Source organism: Acidobacteriota bacterium (genome assembly GCA_016196035.1).
Lineage (GTDB): Bacteria > Acidobacteriota > Blastocatellia > RBC074 > RBC074 > JACPYM01.
Genome location: JACPYM010000093.1, coordinates 1 through 24,639, shown reverse-complemented (window position 1 = coordinate 24,639; position 24,639 = coordinate 1). Strand labels below are relative to the sequence as shown.

The following is a 24,639-nucleotide window of genomic DNA, read 5'->3' as shown; positions in this document are numbered from 1 at the left end:
TTGACCCGTGCCGGCATTGAGCGTCCAACCTGCGGGTAATACGCCTGCGCTCACACTCCAGGCAATCGCGCCCGTGCCGCCCGTTTGCGTGAGCGTTTGGTTGAACGTCACGCCCGCCACGGCGACGGGCAAGCTGGCCGGATTGACGGTGAGCGCCGCGCAACCGACCGTCAGCGTGTAGGCGCGCGTGCCGGTGCAGTTGTTGGCGTCGGTCGCCTTGACGGTGAAGTTGTACGTGCCATTCACATTGGTGATGCCGCTCAGCACGCCCGCCGCCGTCAGGTTGAAGCCCGCCGGCAGATTGCCCTGTTGCAGTGCGTAGGTGTACGTGCCCGCGCCGCCGCTGGCCGTGAGTTGCTGGTTGTAATTCACGCTGGCCGTGGCGTTGGGCAGCGTCGCCGGATTGACCGTGATGGTCGGGCAACTGCCGCTGTTGACGGTGAACGTATAGGCGCGCACGCCCCCGCAACTGTTTGCATCCGTCGCGACCGCCGTGAAATTAAAGGTGCCGCTGGCGGTGGGTGTCCCCTCAAGCAAGCCGGTATTTGGATTGAGCGTCACGCCATTCGGCAGCGAGCCGCCGGGGCCTATGCTCCAGGTGATCGCGCCAGTGCCGCCGGTTTGGGTGAGTTGCTGGCTGTACGCCGTACCCATTACGCCCGCCGGCAAGGTCGCCGGATTAACCGTAATGGTGACGCAGTTGATGACCAGCGTGTAGGCGCGCGTGCCCGTGCAGCCGTTGGCGGCGGTCGCCTTCACTGTGAATGGGTAGCTGCCGTTGAGCGCCGGCGTGCCGGTCAGCGCGCCTGCCGCCGACAGGTTCAAGCCCGGCGGCAAACTGCCCACACTCACTGTGTAGCTGTATGGCCCCGTGCCGCCGCTGGCCGTGATGGTTTGGTTGTAGGCTGTGCCGGTTGTGCCTGCGGGCAGCGTGGCCGGATTGACCGTGATGCTTGGGCAACTGTTGAGCGACATGCCGAATGAGGCCTGGCCCAGGCAGCCGTTGGCATCGGTCGCCTTAACATCGAAGGCGCTGCCGGAGCCGCCAATCCCGGTCGGCGTGCCGGAAATTACGCCCGCCGGCGAAAGCGTCAAGCCGTCAAGGAGCGCGCCACCAATGATCGAATAGGTATAGGGCGCCACGCCGCCCGTCGCGCTGAACGTATGGTTGTAAGCCACGCCGATGAACGCGGGGCTGGGTGGCGCGGGGACGACGTTGATTGTGGGACAAGCCGTAATAGCTATGCCATGGTTTATTTGCACGGTGCAGCCATTGGCATCCGTCACAGTAAGAGTGAAAGTGAATTGCCCGCTTGCCGTGGGCGTGCCGCTCAACACACCTGCCGTGCTCAGCGTCAGACCACTGGGCAAGGCACCGGAACTGATGCCGTAGCTGTAAGGCATCGCGCCTCCGCTAGCCGTGATGGTTAGGTTATAGGCCACATTTAGTTGCCCATTCGGCAGTATCGCCGGGCTGAGGTTAATGGCCGGACAACCAGTCAGAATGGCTAAGGTGTATTGTTTCGTGCCCGTGCAACCATTCGCATCCGCCGCTGAGACGGTAAAGTTGAATTGGCCGCTGGTTGTCGGCGTACCGCTGGCAATACCCGTGGTGGACAACACCACCCCGTTCGGCAACGCGCCCGCGCTGATGGTGTAAAAATATGGCCCCGCGCCACTGGCAATGAATTGCTGGGTGTAAAACGCATTTACCTGTCCATTCGGTACCGTGGCCGGCGTCAGCGTGATGGTTGGGCAAGCAATGGTTATCGTCATGATGTAACTGTGTTGCCCCGTGCAGCCATTCGCATCGGTCGCCGTCACGGTGAAGTTGGCAACGCCCGTTTGCGTGGGTGCGCCTGACAGCAAACCCGCCGGCGTAAGCGTCAAGCCTGTCGGCAACGCGCCCGCCGTCACGGCGTAATCCACCGCGCCCTGGGCACCTGTCGTGGTGAATTGCACGTTGATGTTTGTGCCCACCGTGCCGTTCAACAAACTCGGCGGATTGAGCGTCAGCGTGCCGCAAGTTTGCGTGATCGTTAGTGTGTAACTTTGCTGGCCTGTGCAACCGCCCGAAGCGACGTTGACCGTGAGATTGAATTGCCCCGCTTGCGTCGGCGTGCCGCTCAAGCTTCCGCTCGGCGACAGCGTCAAACCTGGCGGCGGTAATACGTTGATGGGCAGGCTGTAGGTGTACGTCCCATTACCGCCCGTCGTCGAGAGTTGCCGGTTATAGGCCACGTCGGTCGCACCGTCGGGCAAGCTCGCTGGTGTGATCGTGAGCGTCCCGCAATTGGCCGTGAAGTTGTATTGCTTCGGCGTCGCGCAGCCATACACATCAGCCGCGTTGACGGTGAAGCTGCCATTGCCGCTTGTCATCGGCGTGCCCGACAGCAAGCCGCCTGTTGAAAGCGTGATGCCGCCTGGCAACGCGCCACCGCCGAGCGTGTAAGTGTACGGGCCATCGCTGCCGCTGGCCGAAAGCCCTTGATTGAAAGGCACGCCCACGGTCATCGCTGGCAAGCTAGCCGGGAAGACGTTGAGCGTCTGGCACGTCGCGGTAAAGCTGTAGGCACGCATGCCCAAGCAACCCTGCGCATCGGTCGCCTTGATTATGAAGTTGAACGTGCCGCTTTGTTGCGCGCCGCCAACGATGGCGCCATTGATCAGCGACAAACCGGGCGGCAATGAATCGCCGGGATTGAGGCTGAAAGTATAGGGCGCGGTACCGCCTTGCGCCGAGAGCGGTTGATTGTAAGCAGTGCCGACTGTGCCTGTGGGCAAGCTGACCGGATTGAGCGTAATGGTTTGGCAATTAGGTGCGATGGTGACGGTGTACGCCTGACTGCCTGAACAGAGGCTCGCGGTCATCGCCGTGACGGTGAAGTTAAACGTGCCTGGGGTCATGGGGGTACCCGCCAGCAGGCCGCTTTGCGTCAGCGATAAGCCCGGCGGCAGTGTGCCGCTCGAAAGCGCGTATTGATACGGCCCGACTCCGCCCGTCGCTGACAGTTGCTGGTTGTACGATGTGCCAACCGTGCCATTGGGCGGCGTAGCATTCAGGATGATGGTCGAGCACACCGTATAGCGGAAGTAATAAACCGAGCCTTGATTGTTTTGCGCGATGTCATCTGAAGGTGCGCCGACCAATATGTCTGAGCCTGTCATCGCAATCGCTTGGCCGAATTTATCGCCCGCCGCCGCGTCCGAGGCCAGCAGTTTTTGCCGCTGATTCCACACATTGCCTTGCCGCTCGAACAGGTACGCCGCGCCCTGATCCTGATTTTGTGCGGTGTCGTAATTGGGCGCGCCGATGGAGGCCAATTCGCCGCTGAGCGCGACCGCTGCGCCGAAGAGGTTGCCCGCCACCGGATCGCTGGGGAAGAGTTCCTGCTGCTGATTCCAGGTTGAGCCGTTGTAGGCGAAGACGTAAGCCGCGCCACCGCCGTTGCCGTATGCGCCGACCAAGGCCGTCGGGCCGTCCAGCGCCACGGCATAGCCGAAATTGTGATTCGCCGCGCCGTCCGAGGCTGTCAGTTTTTGCTGCTGGCTCCAGGTCACGCCGCCGCCGTTGTTGAAGACGTAAGCCGAACCGCGACTGGCGACTCCGTTGATCGTATCAAACGGCGCGCCGATGATCGCCGCATAACCACTCATCGCGATCGCCTCGCCGAAGTAATCGCCTGCTGCGCCGTCCGCAGCCGTCAGCTTCTGTTGCTGGCTCCAATTTGCGCCGCTGCGCGTGAAGGCATAGACCGAGCCTTGATTGCTGATCGCGCCAATTTGATCGGCAGGCGCGCCGATCAGTGCTGTATCGCCGTTGATCGCGACGGCGAACCCGAACCGGTCATTGGCCGCGCCGTCATTGGCGAGCAATTTCTGTTGTTGTGACCAGACACCGTTGTTGCGCACGAATACATAAGCCGCGCCTTGCTCGGTGGCCGCGCCGTTGGCTTTGAAAGGCGCGCCGATCACAAGCGTGTCTCCGCTGACGGCGACACGGATCCCGAACTGATCGTTTGACGCACCATCGGCAGGCGTCAGCTTTTGTTGCAACGTCCACGTCGCGCCGTTGCGTATGAAGACATAGACAGAACCAGGGAAGATCGCGCCAATCGTGTCGAAGTGCGCGCCGACCACCGCCGTGTCGCCGCTGATCGCAACGCTATTGCCGAATTCGGCGTTAAGCTTGCCGCCAGCGTCAAAAATCTTTTGCGCCTGCGCCACGTCATTGACGACGATGAAAGCATACGCCGCGCCTTGATCCGTGCTGCCGTTGACATCTGCCTGAGGCGCGCCGCCAACGATGGTGTTGCCGCTGATGGCGACGGCTTTGCCCAGATGGTCATACTCTGCACCATCCGCCGCCCGTAGCTTCTGCTGCTGATTCCACACGCCGCCGTTGCGTGTAAACAGATAAACCGAACCTTGATTTTGATAGCCGACCAGATCGTAATCGTCTGAACCGACGGCAATCAGATCGCCGCTGACAGTGACTGAGACGCCGAACGCATCTCCATCGCCGCCGTCTGCCGCCACCAGCTTCTGTTGCAGGCTCCAAACCGCGCCACTGCGCACAAAGACGTAGGCCGCGCCTTCATTGCTGTGGCCGCCGACATCAGACAAGCGCGAGCCGATGACGGCGGTGTCGGCGCTCAACGCAACTGTCCCGCCGAATTGATCGTTGGACGCGCCATCATTGGCAAAGAGCTTGGCTTGCTGGTTCCAGGTTGCGCCGCTGCGCGTGAAGACATACGCCGCGCCTTGATCGCTGGCGGCGTTGATGTTGGCCGCCAATGCGCCGAGCAGCGCCGTGTCGCCGTCGAGCGCGACGCTCGTGCCGAAGTTGTCGCCGATTGCGCCATCGTTCGCCAGCAGCTTCTGTTGCACGCTCCAAGTTACTCCGGCGCGCGCGTAGACGTAGGCCGCGCCGCGCGAGGTCTCGCCGCCCAGACCGTAAGCCGGCGTGCCGATGAGCGCGGTGTCGCCGCTGACCGCTACGCTAAAGCCGAAACTCGAAACTTGCGAGCCATCGCTAACGGCCAATTTGGCTTGCTGCGACCAGCTCGAACCGCTGCGCACGAAGACGTAGGCTGCGCCGTGATTGACGTTGCCCTCGGAATCCGCGCCACTTGCTCCAATGACTGCCGTCGGCCCACTGATTGAAACCGAGATGCCAAAGCGGTCGGCGGCCACCCCATCCACCGCGATGAGTTTGGCCTGTTGCGTCCAACTTGAGCCGCTGCGCACGAAGACGTAAGCAGAACCGCGTTGCGCGTCGTCTTCCGGCGCGCCGACGATGGCGTAATCACCGCTGACTGCCACCGAGGTGCCGAATTTGTCACCCGCCGCACCATCTGCCGCCGTAAACTTTGCCTGTTGCGCAATCAGCGGATCAATCGTGATGGGATAGACGGCGTGGCTCGCGTCCACTTCCAGCGTGAGCGTGTCACCGTCCGCGCGCATCGTCGCGGGCAGCGCTTGGTGCTTGGCATCCCACGCGGCCAGATGATCGTAGCTGAGCACGGCGCGGCCCTGTTTATCTTTCAATGTGATGGCTTGTTGGTTGGCGGAGGCTGCGCGCAGATCGCCAGAAAGTTGCAAGGCGAGGCGCAAGGGCATTGGCGATTTGAGATTGGAGATTGGAGAGGGTGGCGCGGCGAGCGTGAAACCCTGTTCCAAGCCTGCGGGGTCATTGACGTACCATTCGGTAATTTCAGATTTTGAATTTGAAATTTGGGTTTTGCGGATTTCGACACGACTGCCGTTACTCGTGAGCGTGCCTGCACTGACGGGCGCAAGCTGGTCGCCGTAACCGTAACCGCTCAGCCTCATGCCGAATTGCCATTGCGGTTTGCTCGACTGCGTTTCTGTCATCCGCACTTCCGTTGGTGTGAATTGCGCGCGCAACCGCTGCGCCGGATTCTCGGCGCGCCAGGCGCTGCCCGTTTGATTCACTTGATAACGTGTTGCGTTGAGCGCGGCGTTCAACGAGTCATACGAACCGTCTTGTTTCAACTGCTCGACCGCCGCCGCGCCGTGCAGCGTGTTGTTGCTGAGCGTCGCGGGCGCGCTAGGCCGCAGCAGCAGCGCCGCCAGGCAGACGCTCAGCAGCAATCCGCTGATGGTGATGAATTGAATGGGTTTGAACTTGAATTGGTGGATGGTCTTCATAACGCAAACTCCTTTGTCTCGTTGGTTGGAAGCGGGCGCGGCGCAGGCACACTGCGACCTCGCCAGCGCCTTCGTCTGGGTCCTTGCGCGCTTTGGTGCGGCGTTGTTGTTTCGTTCTCCGACCGGTAAAGCGGGAAGCGGTGGCGGGAATAATCACGGGCGCAAAAAAAATCTGTTGCTGTAAAAAATTCGGGGAACAGGGCCGGGGAAAGAGTCACGGGGACGGTACCGCGCGCGTGAGCAAGCGGCATCGCGCAGATTTTGCGCAAGGGGGCAATCTTCCAGCCGCCGCTTGCTGACGCGCGCGGTACCGTCCCCGCGCCGCGCTTTGCCTTAGATCGGTTTTCAGGCGCGTGTACGGGAACATGTGGTGCGGGTTCTTTACCCGCACTCACGCGGCGGCCCAGGCGGTGCGGGTAAAGAACCCGCACCACACCGTACTGGCAATTGAAATCCGATCTATAGTTTTTAAGAAAAAGAATTTCCGAAAAGTCCCAAAGGGACGGCCAGCCAACAGCCCAGGGTGAAGCCCTGGGGGCGTGCAAATGGTTCGGCAAGCCCTGAAAGGGCGCCAGCCAAGCCTATGGCTGGCACCCTTTCAGGGCTTCGCGCAACGACTCAATGTGCAGCCTGGGGCTGCACCCCAGGCTGTTGGCTGATGCTCCGTTGGAGCTTGCTAGGGAAATTCTTTTTCTTGAGGTCTATAGTTGCCCTGGCACGCCAAGTTCATGTAAAGACGGCAACAGCCCCAAAAAACTCACAGGAAGAAAAATCTTTCCACAAAATACGGAGCCGTTTCGTGAAGTGCTGCGGCGCAGACGAAAAAAAGGCGGACGGCAACAATCACGCGTAGTGTTGTTGCCGTCCGCCTGCCCAGTGACAAGGAGCGGGCCGTAGCCTGCCGTATCTTGAGTCTTCCGCGGTTACTTCTTGGCGTAGGCGCTGCACGGCGCGCTGTCCGTCCACGAGCCACCCAGGTTCACCGTCATGTCAGCGCCCGCTTTCAAGCTGCTGCCGAGGGGGAAGCTGGTATTCAAACCCTTCTGGTTCTTGACGAAGAGTTTCGCGCCTTGCGGCACCGCCTGGCTGCTGGTGTTGGTGACGGTCACCAACGCGGCGACATCGCTTTTGGCGGGCGCGCACTTGAGGTAAACCAGGTTCGGGTCAACGGTGATGGGGCCCTTCTGAATCTGCCGGTCGCCTTGCGCAAACGTGGCAACCGCCGACAACGCCAGACACACGGTGAGCGCCAACCCAGCCAAAATGGAAACATAAGTTTGGTTTTTCATATCGTACTCCTTCTAATTCGTCGTAGTGATCTATCTCTGCGGACGAAGGCGAACTTGCCGCCGTCTCACTGTTTGTGAAAGCCATTCGCTCTCGTCCTGTAAAGCGGGAAGGGCGCGGCGAAATAATCATCAAGGCAAAACTTTTCTTTCTGTAAAAAAAACTGAGAGCGCAGGCCTCCTTGCCTGCGCTCTCAGAGGATGCCCTGAGTTGTTTGCTTACTTGATCGCTATCGTCACGCGATTCGCCGCCAGGCCATTCACGGTGACCAGCACGTCCACGCGACGCGCGCCTTTGCCCGCCAGGCCCGCCGGTAATTCCACGTTGAGTTGATCGAGTCCCGCCAAACCGCCTTGCGCCCCCGCAAATAGCACGCGCGCAGTCAGTCCTTCAATCGTGACGTTGACGGCATCGGCCACGCCGTTGCTGGCGTTGGGCGTGTTGGTGGACGCGCGGCGCAGGCCTGAGCCGAACAACAGCAAGACGTTTGGCTTGCCATTGAGCGTCACATCGAAAGGTGCGGTTTGGAACGTGACGCCGTCAGGCGTGGCGACGGCGGCGGCATCGCCTTGGCCCGAAGCGTTCGCGGTGAAGAGGGCCGGGCGCGCGGCAACGATCTCAACGGTGCCGAGGGCATAACTGCCGGCGGCAGTGCTGACCAGAATTTGCGCGGGGCCGAGTTCGAGGTTGGGTGGGATCAGGAAATTGAGTTGCGTCGGCGAGACGAAAAAGAGCGGCGCGAGTACGCCATTGACGGTGACCGTCGTGCCCGCCAGCGCTTGCGGCAGCGGCAGCGATTGCGCCGTTTCGATGCCGCTCGCCAGATTCGTGCCGAAGGCGGCGACGATGGAATCGAGCGCGAGTTGGCCACCGCGATAATCCGCGGCGCTGACGGTGGCGAGCGGCCCCGGCGACACGACGCGCAAGGCGACGGTTTTGACATCGCTCAACTGGCCGTCGCTGACCGTGAAGCTAATTGAGACGATGCGCCCGGCATCGGCGGCTTGTGGCGTCCAACGCAACAGTCCACGCGCCTGGTTGTTGCCGTTGCTGGTCACGTCGAAGGTCGCGCCTGCGGGCAGTCCTTGCGCAGTGAGTGTGAGCGGTGAATCCGCGCCGAAATCATTGGCCGTGACGGGCAGGCGCAGTTCGGCGTTGACGAAAGCGAGTTGCGTGGCGGGGACGGTCAAGAGCGGCGGTTGATTGGGCACGGTCAACGCGACGCCGGTCAGTTTCAAGCGTTCGTTGGCGGTGCTGTTGGTGGTTGTGCCGCTCGAAGCTGTGCCGCCGCCGAGCGCGTACAAAAAGCCGTTCAGCAACGTGCCGCTCAGCGCCGTGCGCGCGGTCGTCAGGTTGAATGAATTGTCGAGCGTGAACCAGCGATTGGCAGCGAGGTCATACGCTTCGACATTGCCGTATGCGGGCAGGCCTGCGGCTTCTTCGCCAGCGGCGAGGAGCCAGAGTGGGCGGCCCGCTTCGTCTGTGCCAAAGCCGTTGACGGCATAACGGCGCGCGCGGGGCAGCGGGGCAATGGGCGTCCAGCTTTGTGTGCTGAAATCGAAGACCTCGGCGCTGGTCAAGGTGTCGGCGGTGTCGCTGCCGCCCGCGACATAGAGCTTGCCGTTGATGAGCGCGGCCTCGTGGGCGAAGCGTGCGGCCAACAACGGTGGCAGGCTGCTCCAGGTGTTGGTGCGCGGATCGTAGGCGCGCACGGCGTTGACCGCTTCGTTTGCGCTGAGGCTGACGCCGCCGAGTTGGTAATAGACGCCGCGCGCCGTGTCAGCGACTGTGGCGTAAAGATAGACATCGCCGGGCGGTGTGGCGGCGGTGTCCCAGGTGTTCGCGGCAATGTCATAAACGAACTGGCGCGGTTCCAATTCGGTCTGCACATTGATACCGCCGGGCACATAAATCTTGCCGTTCAAATACGCCGCGTCCGCCGCGTTCACCCCGATGGGCAAAGACGCCAGCGTCGTCCAGGCATTCGCGTCAGGATCATAGCGGCGCACGGTACTGGTGGTCGAACTGCTGACGGCGCTGGTGCGTCCGCCGATGGAATAGATGTAGCGGCCATCGTTGGTCACGGCGCTGCGTTGCGCGGCTTGGGGCAGCGCTGTGTTGGCGAGCCAGCGCCGTTCGACGCTGAAATCGGCGCTTGAATAAGCGTCGCCCTCGCTGCCTTCGTCATCCACGGCGATCACGCGCAGCCGGTACAACGTGCTGGGTGCCAGCGTATTCGGGATCGTCCAGTTGAACGATTGCGCCGTGCCGGGCAGGTCGGTCGCGATGTCGCTGACTTTTTCAAACGCGGGTGTGAGTTGACCCAGGCTGCGTTGCAATTCCAGCCGGTGGCGCACGACGGTGCGATTGTCGCTGGATTGCCAGCGCAACGTGATCGTGTTGCCGATGAAAAAGCGTTCGCCGCCATTGGGCAAGATCGTGCGTGCCGTCGGCGGTGTCGCGGCGGTGTAATTGAACGCATTCGCCAGCGTGGCTTTGGCCGTGGTCGGATTCGTCACCGCCACGTCAACCGGGCCGGTCGCGGTGGCGGTCGGGGTGCCGGCGCGCAAGACATTGGCGCTGACAAAGGTGACCGAACGCGCGGCCAGCGTGCCAAACATCACGGCGGCCTCCGGTGTGAAATCTGTGCCGGTGAGCGTTACGGTAGTGCCGCCCCGCAATGAGCCGGAAGCCGGGAAAATGCTCGTGGCCTTTGGTTGTGGCACTGTCGCGGGCCGCGTGTAGTAAGTGAAGCCGTTCGTGAAGACCGCCGCGCCGTTACGATTCTCAACGCGAATGGTCGCGGGGCCGAAGATGTGCGGCGGCGTTGTACAACTGAGCACGGTGCCGCCCAGCACGCTGACGTTGCTGGCCGCCGCATTGTCGAAGAAGACGCGCGTGTCGGCGCTCTCGGTGAAATTCGCGCCATTGAGTTTGACCGCCGTGCCGCCGTTCGGCGAACCAAAGGCCGGCAACACCTCGGTAATGACCGGCGCGAGCGTGGCCGTGGGTGGCAATACTGCCGGATCGGAAGTGCGAATGATCAGGCGTATGTCGTCAACATACCAGCCATCGGCAGTCGTGCCCGCGTCCGTCAATAAATGAAAGCGTAGCCGCGCACGCGCAATGCCTGCCAGCTTGTCGAGCGAAAGCCGCGCCTGTGTGAACGCTGCCTGTGTGCCGGTGAAAGCCGCCGCGCGCTGCCAGGTCGCGCCGTCATCCAGCGAGAATTCGACCAGCCCGTAATCAAAGCCGGTTTCGAGCGCGTAACTGTGCGCAAACGTCAGCGTCACGCCCGCCGCGTTGCTGAAATCGAAGACCGGCGAGATGAGCGAACTGTCGGTGTTGTTGGCGTAGTTGCCGCTGGCGCTGTCCGTCCAGCATTGCACGCCCGAACCGGCGCGCGATGCGGTGACGCTCCACACGGCGGGTGTGCCGCTGGTTTGCCAGCCGGGATTGGCGCTTTCGACGGTGTCTTCAAAGACAGTTTTTTCGCCCGCCAGATCGGCCAGGGCGATCACTTGCGCGGCTGTGCCGTTGCCGTTGTCGGCGTCGTCGTAAGTCACTTTGATTTTGTCGCGCGCGGCCAACGAGGCTTGCAAGACGCCGTCGCCGCGATTGGCCGCACCGGCGGCGAGGCGCAGTGTCGCGTCAAACGCGCCGACCAGCGTGGCGTCGGCGTTGAGCGTGAGGGTTTCCTGATCGCCCGTGACGGTGCTTTCGACGCGCACTCGTGCAGGCGTGCTGGCGTTGCGGTCGCCGAGTTTGAGTTGAATCGTTTCGCCCAGCAGATAGGCCGAGCGATTCAAACTCAGCGTGCCTGCGGCGCTGCAAGACGCGGGCAGATCGAATGCTTCTTCGGGGCGGCCATCGTTGCCGTTGAGCGTGGTGGCCGCCGCGCCCATGCCGCGTTTGCTGAACGCTTGCCAGAGCAGGCACTGATTTGTGCCGTTGTTATTCATCTTGTCAGCCAGCAGGATGGCGTTGCGTGCGTCGAGAAACGTAGGCGCGCGCGGCGTCAGCTTCAAACCATCCACGACCAGTTGCAGGCTCTGGCGCTGGCCTTCCTGAAAACCAAGTTGTTTGATCAACAGCGCGCGCATTTCGAGCAGGGCGTTGCACCAGATTTCGCCGACGTTGTGGACTTCGGTGCTGCGGCGAATGTCGCCGAAGGTGAGCGGGAAGACGCGCTTGTCGGTGCTGTAAGGGAAGCGGCGGATGCCGAGCCGGTAGTTGTTGAACGCGTATTGGCCGACGGGATAGCTGCCGTCTACGTCGTCGCTTTCACTGCGCAGCAGCGCGATGCCGAAGTAATCCGACCAGCCTTCGCCCATGCCGCCCGCGTGAATGCCGGTCAAACCGGTGCCGTTGCCGACCAGGCGAATGCTCAAGCCGTGCGACAATTCGTGCAGGATGACGCCCTGATCCAAACTGCCGTCGAGTTGCGGGCTGCCCGACCAGAGATACATTTGCACACGCGCGGCTGAGCCATCCGCGCCGGTCGAGAAATTGGCGTTATTGGTGCCGCCGCCGTCTTGCGCATCGGCTTGAACGGCATCAGCGGCGCGTCCGCCGAACGTGAAATTGTTCGTCTGGAAATTGCCCGCCGCTTCGGTGAAACCGTAGCTGTACAAAATGTCGTGATAGCGATTGACCCAATAAAACAAATTGACCTGCGCCACGCGTTGATTGTCAGCGGTCGTGGGCGCTTGGGTCAGGTCGAGCGGGAACGCGAAGTTGCCATTGTCAGCCGTGAGGCGCGGCAAGTCTGCGGCGTTGTTGGCATCGCGATCCAGATGTGTGTCGGTGTTGTTGCTGATGAGGCTGGTCGCCGCCGCGCCCGCCCACCAATCCAGATGCGGATCGTTCGCGCCAAAAATGGCTTTGCCGTTGAACGGCGCGGGGCTGAACGGCAGGTCTTCGCGTGGCACTGTCGGCGGATTCGGATTGTGCGCCGGGGCGTCGGGGCGCGGGCTGTCTTTGGTGAAAACCTGGCCGTGCGGATTCGTCTGGCTCTGTTCATACCAGGTCAGGTTTTGGCGATAGAGCAGCGAACCGCGTTCGGCATCGAGCAAGATCAAATACACGTCCGGCGTGTCGCGCAACCACAGCGTCGTCTGCCAGGCGAGGCGCACTTCAGCGGCAGTGAGCGGGAAATAAATCAGCTTAGTGTCTTCGGCACGGGCGATGGCGGGCGTTTGTACAGCAGGCTGCGAGCCTGCTGTGGCTAGTGAAGGGGCGGATTGCGCAGCCCCCAGCAGGCTGGCAGCCTGCTGTACCGCCGCCTCAGCCGTCAATGCTGGTTGCGTGCGATTGAGCTTGCGCGGCAAGGCGGGAATGAGTTCGCCGCTCGCAGCCAGCAACGCGCCCGTGCGGTCGAAATGCGTGGTGAATTCCGATTGGAAAACCTCTCGGCCATTGGCGGTTTGCGCCAGCGTCAGGTGCGTCGCGCCGTTATGGTCATCGCGGTAGCGGCGCGTGACCGTGAGCGCCTCCGACTCGGCGGCGCTGAGTTGAAAGAGTTCGGCATTGTCTTTCAGAAAGCGGCGCGCGTTGACGGCGGCGTCCGCACTGCTGGCGGCTAACAGCGGCTCGCGACGGCTCCACAGACGCGAAGGCGCGCCGGTCAGCGAACTAAAATTCAATTCGGCGTCGGGATGCGCCTGGCGAAAGCGGCGCGCGCGTTCGTTGCCAGCATCCGGCTGCGAACGATCCAGCCCGGCGCGAATATCGAAATCTGGTAAGGCCGGCGGTTGATTGCCAACTTGTGTCGGCGCGTCACCCCGCTGGGCCAACGTAGCCGTGAGCGAACATAGCAGCGCCGCAGCGCAGACGAAGAGAAGAGAGACAGCGATTCGTTTCAACATAAATTTCGAGTGGAAAATAGCGAGCGAGCCGTTTGGGATAGGAGCAGGCTGTCGGGCTTCTGACAGCAGGGTGGGTGGATTATAGAGGGAGAGTTGGGTTGTGCCAACCGGGTGATTATTTGAGGGTCATAACACGTTTGTTGGGTTATCCAGCAGCGTTGCCGTCATGAAGTTTGTCCCAATAATATCCATAGGCCCATTTCTGGCGATGGCTCATTTGGCTGACATATGCCTTCTCATCTGTCTGAATCTCGCTTGCGCAGTGGAACTCAAAATCAGCGGACCTGAATATGTGACCAAAAGACATTTCAATCTTTATATCTGACACCAAGAATTGAACTGTGAGCTTGGCCGCCATAATTGCATTTTCAGAAATGTGATGCGTTTCCAACTGCTTTTGGAGCCATAATCTGTAGTCGTCACAGGTACTAAAAGTTGGCACGCTTACGCCATTCAGAAGACATGCTCCCGTAATAATATTTAGGATGACCGTCCCCTTCTCGTATTTTGCGAATCTGGCTACATCATAGCCGTTGGGTAAGTCGAGAAATTTCTGGCAGAAGGTATTCGCAAAATCTTGAATGACTTTCCTACGCATAGCTCAATTCTGTGACGAATAGTCAACCTTACTTCAATTCTTCACCAAGCCATGCCTTCGCCAACGTTTTTTGTTCGGGCGTCGCGTCTTTTGCCAGCGCGAAGGTATAAGTGTCGAACGGCTTCAACGCCGTCGTCAGCGTGAACGTTTGCAGACGCTCGCGGCGGAAGACGGTGAGCGTGACATATTGCCCTGGCCGCAATTCAGCCAGACGTTCGGCGAGATTGGCGGCGTCCAGCTTTTGGCCGCCCAGTGCGACCAGTTCATCGTTGTTGTTCAACCCGGCGTCGTAGGCGGGGAAGCCTGCCAGCACATTGCTGACGATGACGCGGTCGCCGTTGTTGCGCGTGCGCAGCCCCAGCGTGCCGGGTGGGCTGGGTGGCGAAAGCAATTTAGGCTGCGCATTCTCGCCCGTTCCATACACGCCCGTCGCTTGCAAGCCGAGCATGCGCCAATAACGCTCAAATTCGATTTCGGCGCCCGGCCTGTCGGGGTTGTAAACGTAGCGCGTAAAAAAGTCGGTCAAGTCCGTCCCGGCGACCTGTTCAAACGCGGCTTTCAATTCGGCATCGGTGAAACCGGGTTTGGGCAAGCCGTATTTGTCGAGCAGCAAGCGCATCACATCATCCAAAGATTTAGCGTTGGCAGTACGCGAACGGATTTCCAAGTCGAACATCATCCCCAGAATTTCGCCTTTGGTGTAATAGCTCATGGCCGTGTTGGGCGAGTTCTCGTCGGGCCGGTAATGCTTGATCCAGGCGTTGAAACTGGCGGTGGTGGCGCTTTGCTCGAAGCGGCCCGGCGTCTGGCGGTAATCGGCAATGGTCTTGCCCCAGGCTTGCAGATATTCCGTGGCTGAAATTAGCCCCGCGCGCCGCAGCACTTGATCGCCGTAATAGCTGGTCATGCCTTCAGAGACCCACAGATTGTTGGTGTAATTCTCGTGCTGATAATCGAACGGCCCCAGCGCGCGCGGGCGAATGCGTTTGACGTTGAAGCAGTGGAAGTATTCGTGCGCTTCGAGGCCGAGCAACCCGTCATAGCCGCGCCGCGTTTTGAAGGCGTCGGGCCGCGTCATGCTGACGTTGGAATTCAAATGCTCAGTGCCGCCGCCGAGGCCGGGTTGGACGTGCAGAATGAACAGGTAGTGCTCATACGGCAGCCCATTGAAAATCTTCGCGCTCTCTTCGACGATTTTGGCGAGGTCGGTGGTCAGCCGGTTGTCGCTGATACCGCTGCCTGCCGGGATGCCGGGCCAGAGCGCGATGCGATGCGGTTTGCCGCGCACGCTGAATTCCAGCAGTTGATGCGTGCCGATTTCGGTGGGCGAATCCACCAGCACGTCATAATTCGGCGCGGTGAAATAACCGTCCGCATCCGGCGCGAGCGCGAGCGGGGAACTGACGCGCCACTGGGCCGTCGCGCCCGCGAGTTGGAACTTGACCTTGTAAGGTTGCTCTTTCGCGCCCGCCACGTTGGTGACGTACATAAACAACGTCGCGCCGTTGAAATAGCCGTGCGTCGCGTCCAGATGGCTCGTCTGCGTCGCCAGTTCGTTGGCATAGACACGATAGAAAATTTGCACCGTGCGCGCTGACGACGAAGTTGCACCAGTCGTGATGCGCCAGGTCGCTTTATCGGATTTTTCCCAAGCCAGTGGCTGACCGTTGTCGGCGCGTGCGGCGAAATCCTGCACGTGGCGCGCGTATTCGCGTTGCAGATACGAACCCGGCGTCCAGGTCGGCAATGACACGTCCAGTTGTGGGCCAGTGACGTTGCTGATGGTGAAGGTGACTTCGTAAAGATGCGTGTGCGGTTGCGGCATAGCTACGGTGTAGCTGAACCGCATGGGCGCGGGCGTTTGGCTCAACGCTGACGCGGCGAACAGCGTAACGGCGAGCAGCAGCAAATGTGGACGAAGAGATTGGTGTTTCATGGCGCGCAAGAATGGCAAATGTCCCGCGAACTGTCTACTGGAACAACGTGCGACTGGCGTTCGAGTAGCGCGACCTGCCGTCTAGCGCTCCGGCAATGGGACTGGCAGTTCACCGCGCATTGGCTATAATGCCAAGCCATGCGAGGCAAAACCACGCGGAACAACATCACGCCCGAACAGATCCTGGCCGCGTACCAGCAGGGATATTTCCCGATGGCGCGCGGACGGCATGGGCGGATTGACTGGTTTATGGCGGAACCGCGCACGGTGATCCCGCTGGATGACCGCTTTCGCGTGCGCCGGTCGTTGCGGCAGGCGCTGCGCAAGCTGCCCTTTGAAATCCGCATCAATAGCTGTTTTCTGGAGGTCATTCACGCCTGTGCCCGGCACAGTGAAGTGACGCAGGAAGAAGTCTGGCTGAGCGATGAGATGATCGCCTTGTATACCGAATTGCACCAACGCGGTTTTGCCCATTCGGTCGAAGTCTGGAGCGACGGCGCGCTGGCGGGCGGGTTATACGGCATCTCATTGAAAGGCGCGTTCTTTGGCGAATCCATGTTCACGCGGCAATCATCGGCCTCGCAAATTGCGTTGGTCGCCTTGGTCGAACGCCTGCGCGCGCGTGGGTTTCGCTTGCTGGACGCGCAAATGCGCACCTGGCATATCAGCCACTTCGGGGCGCTGGATTTGTCGCATCAAGAGTACCTCGGCGTGCTGGCCGAAGCGATGCTCACGGATTGCGTCTTTGATTAAACGGTTCGATTACGCACGGCCTGTGGTTGAAACCGGGCCGGGCTTGGAGGACAAAGTTATGCAAGCTGAAAAATACTATCGTCAATCTTCGTATGCGGGCGACCGTATCGGCGCCGAGGCCTTGGCCGTTAAGAATCTGGCAATCGCCGTATTCGCCGGTCTCTTGGTCATGCTCATCGGCATGCGCGTGCTGCCCGAAACCAGCACGCCGTTGCTGGTCAAAGTGATGGGATTGTTGAGCGCTTCGGTGGCAATGGGCGCGGTGGGCGCTTACGTGGGCCGTAACCTGTCGGGCTGGCTAGCCATCATTGGGCTGATGATTGGCATGTTCGCGCTGATCTTCGCCATCCCGATGTTTGGGGGCGGATTGATCGGCACGACCTTGCTGATGGGCTTCGGCTTTCTGGGCGGTATGACGCTGGGGCCGCTGGTTGGGTTCGCCTTGGCCGAAGAAGGGCCGGGCATCGTGATTCAGTCGTTGACGGGCACGACGGCGATCATGTTGATCACCGGCATTGTGGTGTTGACGACAGGGATCAACTTCAGTTTCCTGGGGCCGATTTTCCTGATCGGAGTGTTGGGATTGGTCGTCGTCGGGCTGATCGGCATTTTCGTGCGCTTCTCGCGCGGCGTGAGTCTGCTCTATTCGCTGATCGGGATCGTGGTCTTTTCGCTTGGCTTCCTCTACAAGTTTTTCCGCCTGACGCAGGATGAGAACACTTGGGATGCGGCCGTGCGCCACACGATGAGCCTGTATCTGAGCTTCATCAACCTGTTCAGCTTTATTTTGCAGTTCCTGCTGACCAGCAGACGGCGTTAGCAAGCGTAGGGGGCAGACCTGCGTGTCTGCCCCTTTGCGCAATTGACGCATTCGATTATGAAAAATGCCAAGAGGGCAGACACGCAGGTCTGCCCCTACCTTCTCATTCGCCAAACAAATCCCCAATTCCAAAACTCGAGCCGATGCTGCCGCCGGTGCCGCCCGATTGGTTCGGGAACATCGCGCGCAGCAGGCTGCCGAAGGCTTGCAGATTGCGCGTCTGAATCAGAATTTCGCCAGGCCCCATAAATTCCGCCACGACGCCCTCGCCGCTGACAAAGCTGCGCAACCAACCGGCGCGCGCCGCTTTGCGCAGGCTGTATTGCATGTGGCCTTCCCAGGCGACGAGATGGCCGGTGTCCACGACATAGCGTTCGCCCGGCGCGAGCCGTTTGCGATGGATCGCGCCAAAGGATGAAATCAGCAGCAAGCCGGTGCCGGTAACCTGCAACACAAACAGCCCCTCGCCGCCAAAGAAGGTTTTCGCGCCGCCCCATTGCGTATCCACCTGCAAGCCCTGATCGCCCGCGAGGTAGGAACTGGATTGCACATAGAAAACCTGATTCTGCATTTCGAGCGCCGCAATGTCGCCGGGCATGGGCGGAGCAAAGGTGACTTCGCCGCCGCCGCCTTGCGCGGTGAAGGTCGAGATGAACGCCGATTCGCCGCCGACCATGCGTTTGAGCGCGCCCATCACGCCGCCTTTCAATTGCGACTGCAATTCGATGTTGGCCGACATCGAAACCATCGCGCCCGCTTCGGCCTGGATGGATTGGCCGGGCTGCAATTGAATCACGGCCAGCGAAAAAGAGGGCTGGTGCAGGATTTCGTAAATGTAACCGCGTCCGCTGCCGCGTCCATCGGCGTCAATGTGAATGCCGCCCGCTGCCCCGTAGCTTCTAGCGCCGCCGTATCCGCCCGCCGATGGCGGCGGTGGCGCGGCTGCTTGCGGTGGCGGGGCAGGTGTGCCGCAGTTATTGCAAAACCGCGCATCGGGCGGTAGGAACTGACCACAACTCAAACAATTCATCGTGTTTTCCTTTCGGCTTATGGGTTAAACGTCGCGCGCCATCACAGCGCAAGGTTACTTTAGCACGCGCGAGCAAGCGGCTGGCAATGGTTGGGTGTCCGTCAACGTTTTGCGTGAGGCCATAACACAGCGGGTTAATCGCTGACGCCGCGTGCGTAGCGCAACCCTGCCGAGGTTGCGTGGGCTCAGACACTCCAACTTGGGTTGCCAGTGACGCAACGACGAAAGCCGCGCAACCTCGGCGGGTTGCGCTACGCACGCGGCAGCCACCCATTCCCCTCAAAACTCCCCTGCGCAAAACTTTGAGATCAGCCCAGCGGCGCACGCAACAGCGGCGTGTAAAGCGAGCCGCCGGCCCGCAACTGGCTTTGCAGCAGCACCAGTTCGGTGACGGCGAAAGGCAAGGGCGGTAGGACATACGCAGCAACGCATTCGGCCAACGGTTTTGTGCCGCCCGGCGTTTTGATGCGCCCAAAGGTCAAATGCGGATGAAAGGGTTTATCTTCGGGCGGGAAGCCCAAGGCGGCGAGCCGGTCTTGCAACGCTTGCTGAAGCGACGCTAGGGCCTGAGCCGCATCGTGCAAGCCGGCCCAAATGACTTTCGGTTTATGCGCGGTGGGAAAGAAGCCCAGACCGTCGAGGCCGAGCGCAAACGGCGCGCTTTGTTGGGCCGTTTCAGCGCAAGCCCGTTTCAGCGCAGGCAGGCGCGCGGTTTCGACTTCGCCCAGGAAGCGCAGGGTCAGATGCAGGTTTTCGCTTTTTGTCCAACTGACGGCAGCGCGCGTTTGCCGTAAGGCTGTTTGCGCCCGGCCCAATTCGGTTTTGATTTCAGCGGGCAACTCGATTGCCACAAAAATTCGCATCCACATCCTCCAAAAAAAAAGCCCGCAGAACGGGCGGATTGTAGGCCAGTTCTGCGGGCTTGTAACAGGAGGTTCACCCTGACAGAAATCAAAATCGGTAGTTGTAGCGGAACCCGATGTTGCGGCCCGGCGCATCCATGCCCCAACTGATCCCGCGATAGTTTTTATCGTTTAGGTTTTCCAGATCAATGATGACTTCGTGGTTTTCCCCGAGGCGAAAGCCACCGCGCAAGCTGACGACCATAAAGCCCGGTATGTAACGATAGAGCGGCGCGCTATTGGCCGTGCCCAACACGCGGTTTTGTACTTGCGCCAACGTTTCGCCCGTCGGTTTCAGAATGTCATCCGCCGTGCCCAAGCGTCCGTCAGCGCCCGCCGCGATTAGGCCACGCACCAAAGCGCCGCGTCCGAAAAAGTTGGCGATGTTGGCGCGCGAGCGGGTCGCGCCTGTGCGCCGGTCGCCCAGATCGAGCGACGACAGGCGATCCTGTTTGCGCGCGCCGAAGACATACGGCTCGATCCAAAAGCGCCGGTGAGTTGGCTCGTAACGGAAGTGCAAATAGCCCTGTGGCGCGGGCGTGCCGCCTTCGACGTTGGGCGGCAATCCGCTGCGTTCGTCTTCGGCATACAGATAGGTGAAGTTCTGGCCGAAGGTCAGCGTGTTGGTCAGTCGCACGTTGAAACTTTGTTCGATACCCCAGATGCGCGCGTCGTCAAAGTTGGCGCGCACCAGCACTGGCGCGGTCGAAAGCGGGACGAAGACCGCGCCGTTCGCGTTTTGGGAAGTAATCGTTTGATCGCCCAGTTTTTTGCCGACGGCTCCGGCGGGTAGGATCAATGTTTGATAGGCGATGTTGTTTTTGAGCTTGTTGACGAAGCCGTTGAAGTCAACGTCAATGCGGCTGCGATGCAGGTGAATGCCGCCTTCGTAGCTCCACATCGTTTCGGGCACAAGTTGCTTGACCGGGCGTCCGGTCGAAATGGCGCTGGCGTCGGCTGCCGAACCGATGGTTGCGCCAAAACCCGCCAAGTCCGCCGCATTCGCCTCGAAGCCCGCGCCGGTCAAACCCAGCGTGCCCAAATCAGTAATGTGGGGTGTGCGAAAGCCCCGGCTGACTTGGGCGGAAAGGTTCAGCCCTTCGACGATGGTCAGCACCGCGCCGAAGCGTGGCGTCACAGCATCAGCAGTCAACGCATCATCCGGCCAAAGCGGCTGGCCATTCACCAGCGGCGATTTCCCCGCGCGCGAGCGATAGGCTGCTTTGCCATAACGCACCGCGCCGATCAAGCGCAATCGTTCAGGAATGGCCGTCAACACATCCTGCACATAAATGCCGCCGCTCTTGTAAGTCGCGCCGTCAGGCACGCGGCCCCGCGCGATAGCCGCCACGTTGGTGACGGGATTGAGCGTATAAGACGGGGTGATCACGCGGTCGTAATAAAACTCGCCGCCAATGGTGACACTGTTGCGCCTGGCATGTTTGGCTGCTTGCGCCTGAAAGCCGTGCACGATGGTGCGTTCAGGTTGAGACGTGATCGCGCCCGTCGGATTGCCATTGCCGCCCTGGTTGACACGCTCTTCGCGCTGCGCGTTGTAGGAATAAGAGAGCGCGACGGTGTCAAACCAGCCCGCGCCGACGCGTTCGTAACGGCTGTAGAAAAAGTCGTTCATGAAATTGCGCAGATCGGCCAGCAGGTTGCCATCGCCGCCCAGCGTTTGGTCGAAGCGTTTGCCCCCGTCAATCTGCGCGCGGTTGTAATGCACATTCAGGAAGTCGCGCGGCGTGAATTTGTAAGTCAGCTTGAACAGTCCGCCGTATTGCGTGAACGCCGTATCGGTCGAACGCGCGCCATCCAAAACATCCGAACGAAGCCCTAAGAAACGATTGACCGCCGCGTGCGTGTCATAGCCGCCGCCGCTGCGCAAGGTGCTGCTGCGATGGCCGGTCAGATTGAAGAGCACGGCCAAATCTTTGTTGCCGAAATTGACCGACGCATTGCTGCCAAATCCATGATCGGCGTAGTTGTAATGCGTGCTGAACTGGCCGTGCGTTTGCCATTTGTCCGGGCTGAACAAGGGCGAGCGCGAAATCAACTGGACGCTGCCGCCCAAGCTGTCGCTGCCGAATTGCGCGCTGTTCGGCCCGCGTAAGACCTCAGCCGCGCGCAGGTTCGAGGTATCGTTCATGTTGAAAAACGTGTTGATGCCGCCGCGCATTGCTGCGGTTGAAAAACGAATGCCGTCAACGAAGGTGACCACTTTTGCGCCGGTAAGTCCCCGCACGAAAACGGCGCCGATCGTAGCGCTGGTGCGTTGCAATTGCAGGCCGGGTTCTTCGCGGAAGGCTTGCGCCAGCACCGAGGTCGCGCGCTGTTGCAGTTTGTCTTCGGTGATGACGTTGACCTGTTGCGTCGTCTTGTCGAGTTCCTGCACGAGGCCGACATCGGCGGTCACGGTGATTTCGGCGGTCAGCGCAGCCAAACCGAGTTTGATTTCAAGTTTATCCGCTTCCGGCGAGGGTATTTGAATCGCGTGGCTGCGCGCCGTAAACCCGCGCGCCGTGACCAATACCTCGTAGGTGCCGGACTGGATGTTGCTGACGGTGAAACGGCCTTGCGCGTCAGTCGTGGTCGTAGCCACAGCCACTTGCCGGCCAGTCAAAAGGTTGACTGCCGCGCCGCTGACGGGCGCGTCTGAAGCATCTTTGACCGTGCCAGTGAGTGAATGATTGTCTGCTGATGCCACAGCGGAAAGGCTGAGACACAGCAGGATGATTTGCAGCAGCGTGATGTGTGGTTGTTGTAGTTTCATATGGTCGAAGCAAGCGAAGAAGCCTGCTGGCAAGATTCACCGGGCGCGTTGCAAAGGTTGCATCTCCCGGTAATGCCCGCGAGTTCTTCGGTGTAAGCTGCGTGTGAAGTTAGAACCAGAAGCGATCTTAGCGGGGCGAGCACTACTACTACCAGCGGTCGTAGTACGGCTGAGTTACGAAACAGTAAGCTTTGGCATCAGGCTCTGGCGTGGGTTATTGCAGGCTGCGGACAAAGAATTCAAGTGCGCCGTGTGCTGCCGCTAGAATAGCCGGGTTGCTAGCCGCGACCAGCGCCAGGCAGGCCAAAGCTCCCAACGCGCCCCATTGCAAAGTCGCCACCCCGCGTGTGAGCCGTTCAGTGCTGGTTGTACCAGCCTCGGCCAAATGCGTTAAACGCGTGACGCGCCGCACCAGGATGCCGGGTTCATAACCAATGAACGAGACGCTGACCAACATCGTCGGGCGCATTTGCGGCTCAGCCAGCCGGGCAATCTTGACCAGGGCGGAAGCCAGGTCGAGTGCCGAGGACTGACTGCGGCGGGCAGCAAATTCGTCGGCGGCTTCTTCCGCCGCATCGTGCCAGGCAAGGTCGAGTGCGCGTCCACAGGGCACTAATGTCAGAACGTCGCGGCAGGCGCGCAGCAACGCGCGCTTGGCGTTATCCCGCGCGGCCAGATGGCCTGCTTCGTGAGCCAGCGCGGCCTGCAACTCCGCTGGTGACAAAGTATTCAGCAGTTTATCGGCGATGAATAAGCGCGGTCGCCAAACGCCGACCAACGCCAGCACTGGAAACGGATGCGCCAACCGGTAAATATGAACTCCAAAAGCGCTTTGCGCCAACGGCTCGGCCTGTTGCAACCAATCGCGCAATAAACGGCGCGTCGCCAACCAGGCGGCTGTGCCACGCCAACAGGCCAGCAGCAGCCCTGCAGCCGATAACAATGCCAACGCCGCTAATTTGAAACTGACAGGCTCGACGCCGTGGCGTGGTTCATTGGCGGCATAAGCGGGCGCCAGGATGAACAGGACGACCAGCAAGGCCAGCACGGCGGGCAACGACCGGAGCGTGAACAGCAGGCGTGCACGCGCTGCCGCGGGCCATTCATCAACGCGCGCAGCCAAAGCGCGCCAGAGTAATGACGTGCCTAGCGAAGCCAATGAATTGCACGCGAGCAACGTCGCCAAGGCCAAACATAATCCCAGGAATTCGTACATGGCAGTTCCCTTAAATAGCTACAAGTTGCCTTCGGTCGGTTCAAGCGCCTGGCGTTTTTCCTGGATTAAGCGATCCAGCTCATCCAGCAATTCGCGATCATGTTCGGTGACGGCATCCACGATGCAAGCCAACAGCGGCTCGACGCCATTGTGGCTGCGGCCCAACAGTCCATCCAGGGCGCGGCGCGTCAATCCGCGCGCCAGTTCTTCGGGGGTGGCGCGGGGCGAGTAACAAAACGCCCGCCCGTCTTTGTGCCGCGCCAGGACGCCCTTTTTGAAGAGCCGATCCAGCGTCGTCATCAAGGTGGTGTAGGCGAGCCGCTCGCCCACGGCCAGGTGAATGTCGCGCACACTGGCGGTGCCGCGTTGCCAGACCATTTCTAAAACCTCTTGTTCCAGCGGGCCTAAGACAGGGTCGTGGGCGGAAAGATGCTCACGCCATTTTGAGATTTGGGCTTTGGTGAGAGGGAGGTATTTCATAAAAACATTCGCTTGTGTTGCCGTTCATTCGTAGTGCAATGCCGATTCAGCCTTCATCGTTGCGCGTGACGAAGGATTTGCCGAATCGTGCTCGCCTCAATTGGTGTTGAATGGACGGCTAAAGTAAGCGGTGCGCCTTGGTGGCGTCAAGAACGCCGGCTCAGATCAACGCCATGAATACACATTAAAAGACGTGCTTCCTTGGCGTGCTTTGCCTATAATCCCGCTACCAATTCAACAACCCCAAGCTCTTTTGTCGCCACTTCCAATCACCCTTTGAACTGTTATCGGCGGTTGCCGGAAAGGAGTACAGCCATGAAGCTGCGTCTTGATCATTGGTCAACGTCGGTCTTCGCTGTGAGTCTCGCCTGCTTGGTTCAAGTGTTGCTTTGCCCAGGCGCGCGTGCGCAAGAACCAAGCCGTCAAAACATTGCGCCTGAAGCGCCGCGCAAAGGCATATCAGCCACAGAGGCCGCCACACTTTTTCCTTTTCACCCGATTGGTTCCTGGCAAGGGCAGCGGTTTATTTTCCTGCCGTGTCCGAAACCGCTGGAGCATGCCACCTACGATGATTTCAGCGGCACGCGCAAACGCAAGGATTACCGGGGCCGGATTGCCAAAGTTGTTTCGGTCACCGATTTCAGCGGACGCGCGCATCTGGAATTTGCTGATCCCACTGGATTTTGTGGGTAAGCTCGGTCATTGAAAAAGAAACGGATGATTGCGTTGTAGCGGGTTATCCTTTTGGGTGACGAAACTCGAAAGGAGTCCCAAGCGCAACCATCCGTGTGTAGAAAGCATAT

Annotated in this window: 13 protein-coding genes; 3 read left to right on the top strand and 10 right to left on the bottom strand. The window is 60.4% G+C overall.

All coding sequences use genetic code 11. The features are described from left to right. The 5 genes from HY011_27245 to HY011_27225 form a co-directional block, all read right to left on the bottom strand. Positions 1-6,174: putative Ig domain-containing protein (locus HY011_27245; GenBank protein ID MBI3426641.1), on the bottom strand; the 6,174-nt coding region annotated here is incomplete at its 3' end. Positions 6,175-7,097: 923 nt separating this feature from the next. Then, positions 7,098-7,463, bottom strand: coding sequence for a hypothetical protein (locus tag HY011_27240; GenBank protein ID MBI3426640.1), 366 nt, complete (start codon positions 7,461-7,463; stop codon positions 7,098-7,100). A gap of 216 nt (positions 7,464-7,679) precedes the next feature. After that, positions 7,680-13,328, bottom strand: a complete 5,649-nt coding sequence (locus tag HY011_27235) for a M36 family metallopeptidase (protein ID MBI3426639.1) — start codon at positions 13,326-13,328, stop codon at positions 7,680-7,682. A 145-nt stretch (positions 13,329-13,473) separates the two neighbouring features. After that, entirely contained in the window at positions 13,474-13,926 is a 453-nt protein-coding gene (locus HY011_27230; GenBank protein MBI3426638.1) for a hypothetical protein, read from the bottom strand. A gap of 28 nt (positions 13,927-13,954) precedes the next feature. Then, entirely contained in the window at positions 13,955-15,862 is a 1,908-nt protein-coding gene (locus tag HY011_27225; protein MBI3426637.1) for a M61 family metallopeptidase, read from the bottom strand. A gap of 138 nt (positions 15,863-16,000) precedes the next feature. Here HY011_27225 and HY011_27220 point away from each other — a divergent pair, with 138 nt between their 5' ends. Together HY011_27220 and HY011_27215 are read left to right on the top strand one after the other, a co-directional pair. Beyond that, positions 16,001-16,615 (top strand): leucyl/phenylalanyl-tRNA--protein transferase, encoded by a 615-nt coding sequence (locus HY011_27220; GenBank protein MBI3426636.1) that lies wholly within the window; start codon positions 16,001-16,003, stop codon positions 16,613-16,615. Beyond that, positions 16,608-17,435, top strand: coding sequence for a Bax inhibitor-1 family protein (locus HY011_27215; GenBank protein MBI3426635.1), 828 nt, complete (start codon positions 16,608-16,610; stop codon positions 17,433-17,435). Before HY011_27220 ends, HY011_27215 begins: the two co-directional genes overlap by 8 nt. 103 nt (positions 17,436-17,538) lie before the next feature. Here HY011_27215 and HY011_27210 read toward each other — a convergent pair whose 3' ends face one another. The 5 genes from HY011_27210 to HY011_27190 form a co-directional block, all read right to left on the bottom strand. Continuing rightward, the gene (locus tag HY011_27210; GenBank protein ID MBI3426634.1) at positions 17,539-18,465 is read right to left on the bottom strand and encodes a TIGR00266 family protein; all 927 of its coding nucleotides are present in this window, start codon (positions 18,463-18,465) and stop codon (positions 17,539-17,541) included. A 308-nt stretch (positions 18,466-18,773) separates the two neighbouring features. Continuing rightward, complete coding sequence (gene thpR, locus HY011_27205; protein MBI3426633.1) at positions 18,774-19,328, bottom strand: RNA 2',3'-cyclic phosphodiesterase; 555 nt, start codon at positions 19,326-19,328, stop codon at positions 18,774-18,776. An 88-nt stretch (positions 19,329-19,416) separates the two neighbouring features. Then, a complete protein-coding gene (locus HY011_27200) occupies positions 19,417-22,140 on the bottom strand; it encodes a TonB-dependent receptor (GenBank protein ID MBI3426632.1) in 2,724 nt (907 codons plus the stop codon). Between the two features lie 214 nt (positions 22,141-22,354). Continuing rightward, positions 22,355-23,356 carry a M48 family metalloprotease gene (locus HY011_27195; GenBank protein MBI3426631.1) on the bottom strand — a complete coding sequence of 334 codons (1,002 nt, stop codon included), beginning with the start codon at positions 23,354-23,356 and terminating at the stop codon, positions 22,355-22,357. An 18-nt stretch (positions 23,357-23,374) separates the two neighbouring features. Beyond that, complete coding sequence (locus HY011_27190) at positions 23,375-23,836, bottom strand: BlaI/MecI/CopY family transcriptional regulator (GenBank protein MBI3426630.1); 462 nt, start codon at positions 23,834-23,836, stop codon at positions 23,375-23,377. A gap of 315 nt (positions 23,837-24,151) precedes the next feature. Here HY011_27190 and HY011_27185 point away from each other — a divergent pair, with 315 nt between their 5' ends. Beyond that, positions 24,152-24,529, top strand: coding sequence for a hypothetical protein (locus tag HY011_27185; GenBank protein ID MBI3426629.1), 378 nt, complete (start codon positions 24,152-24,154; stop codon positions 24,527-24,529). Positions 24,530-24,639 lie beyond the last annotated feature (110 nt).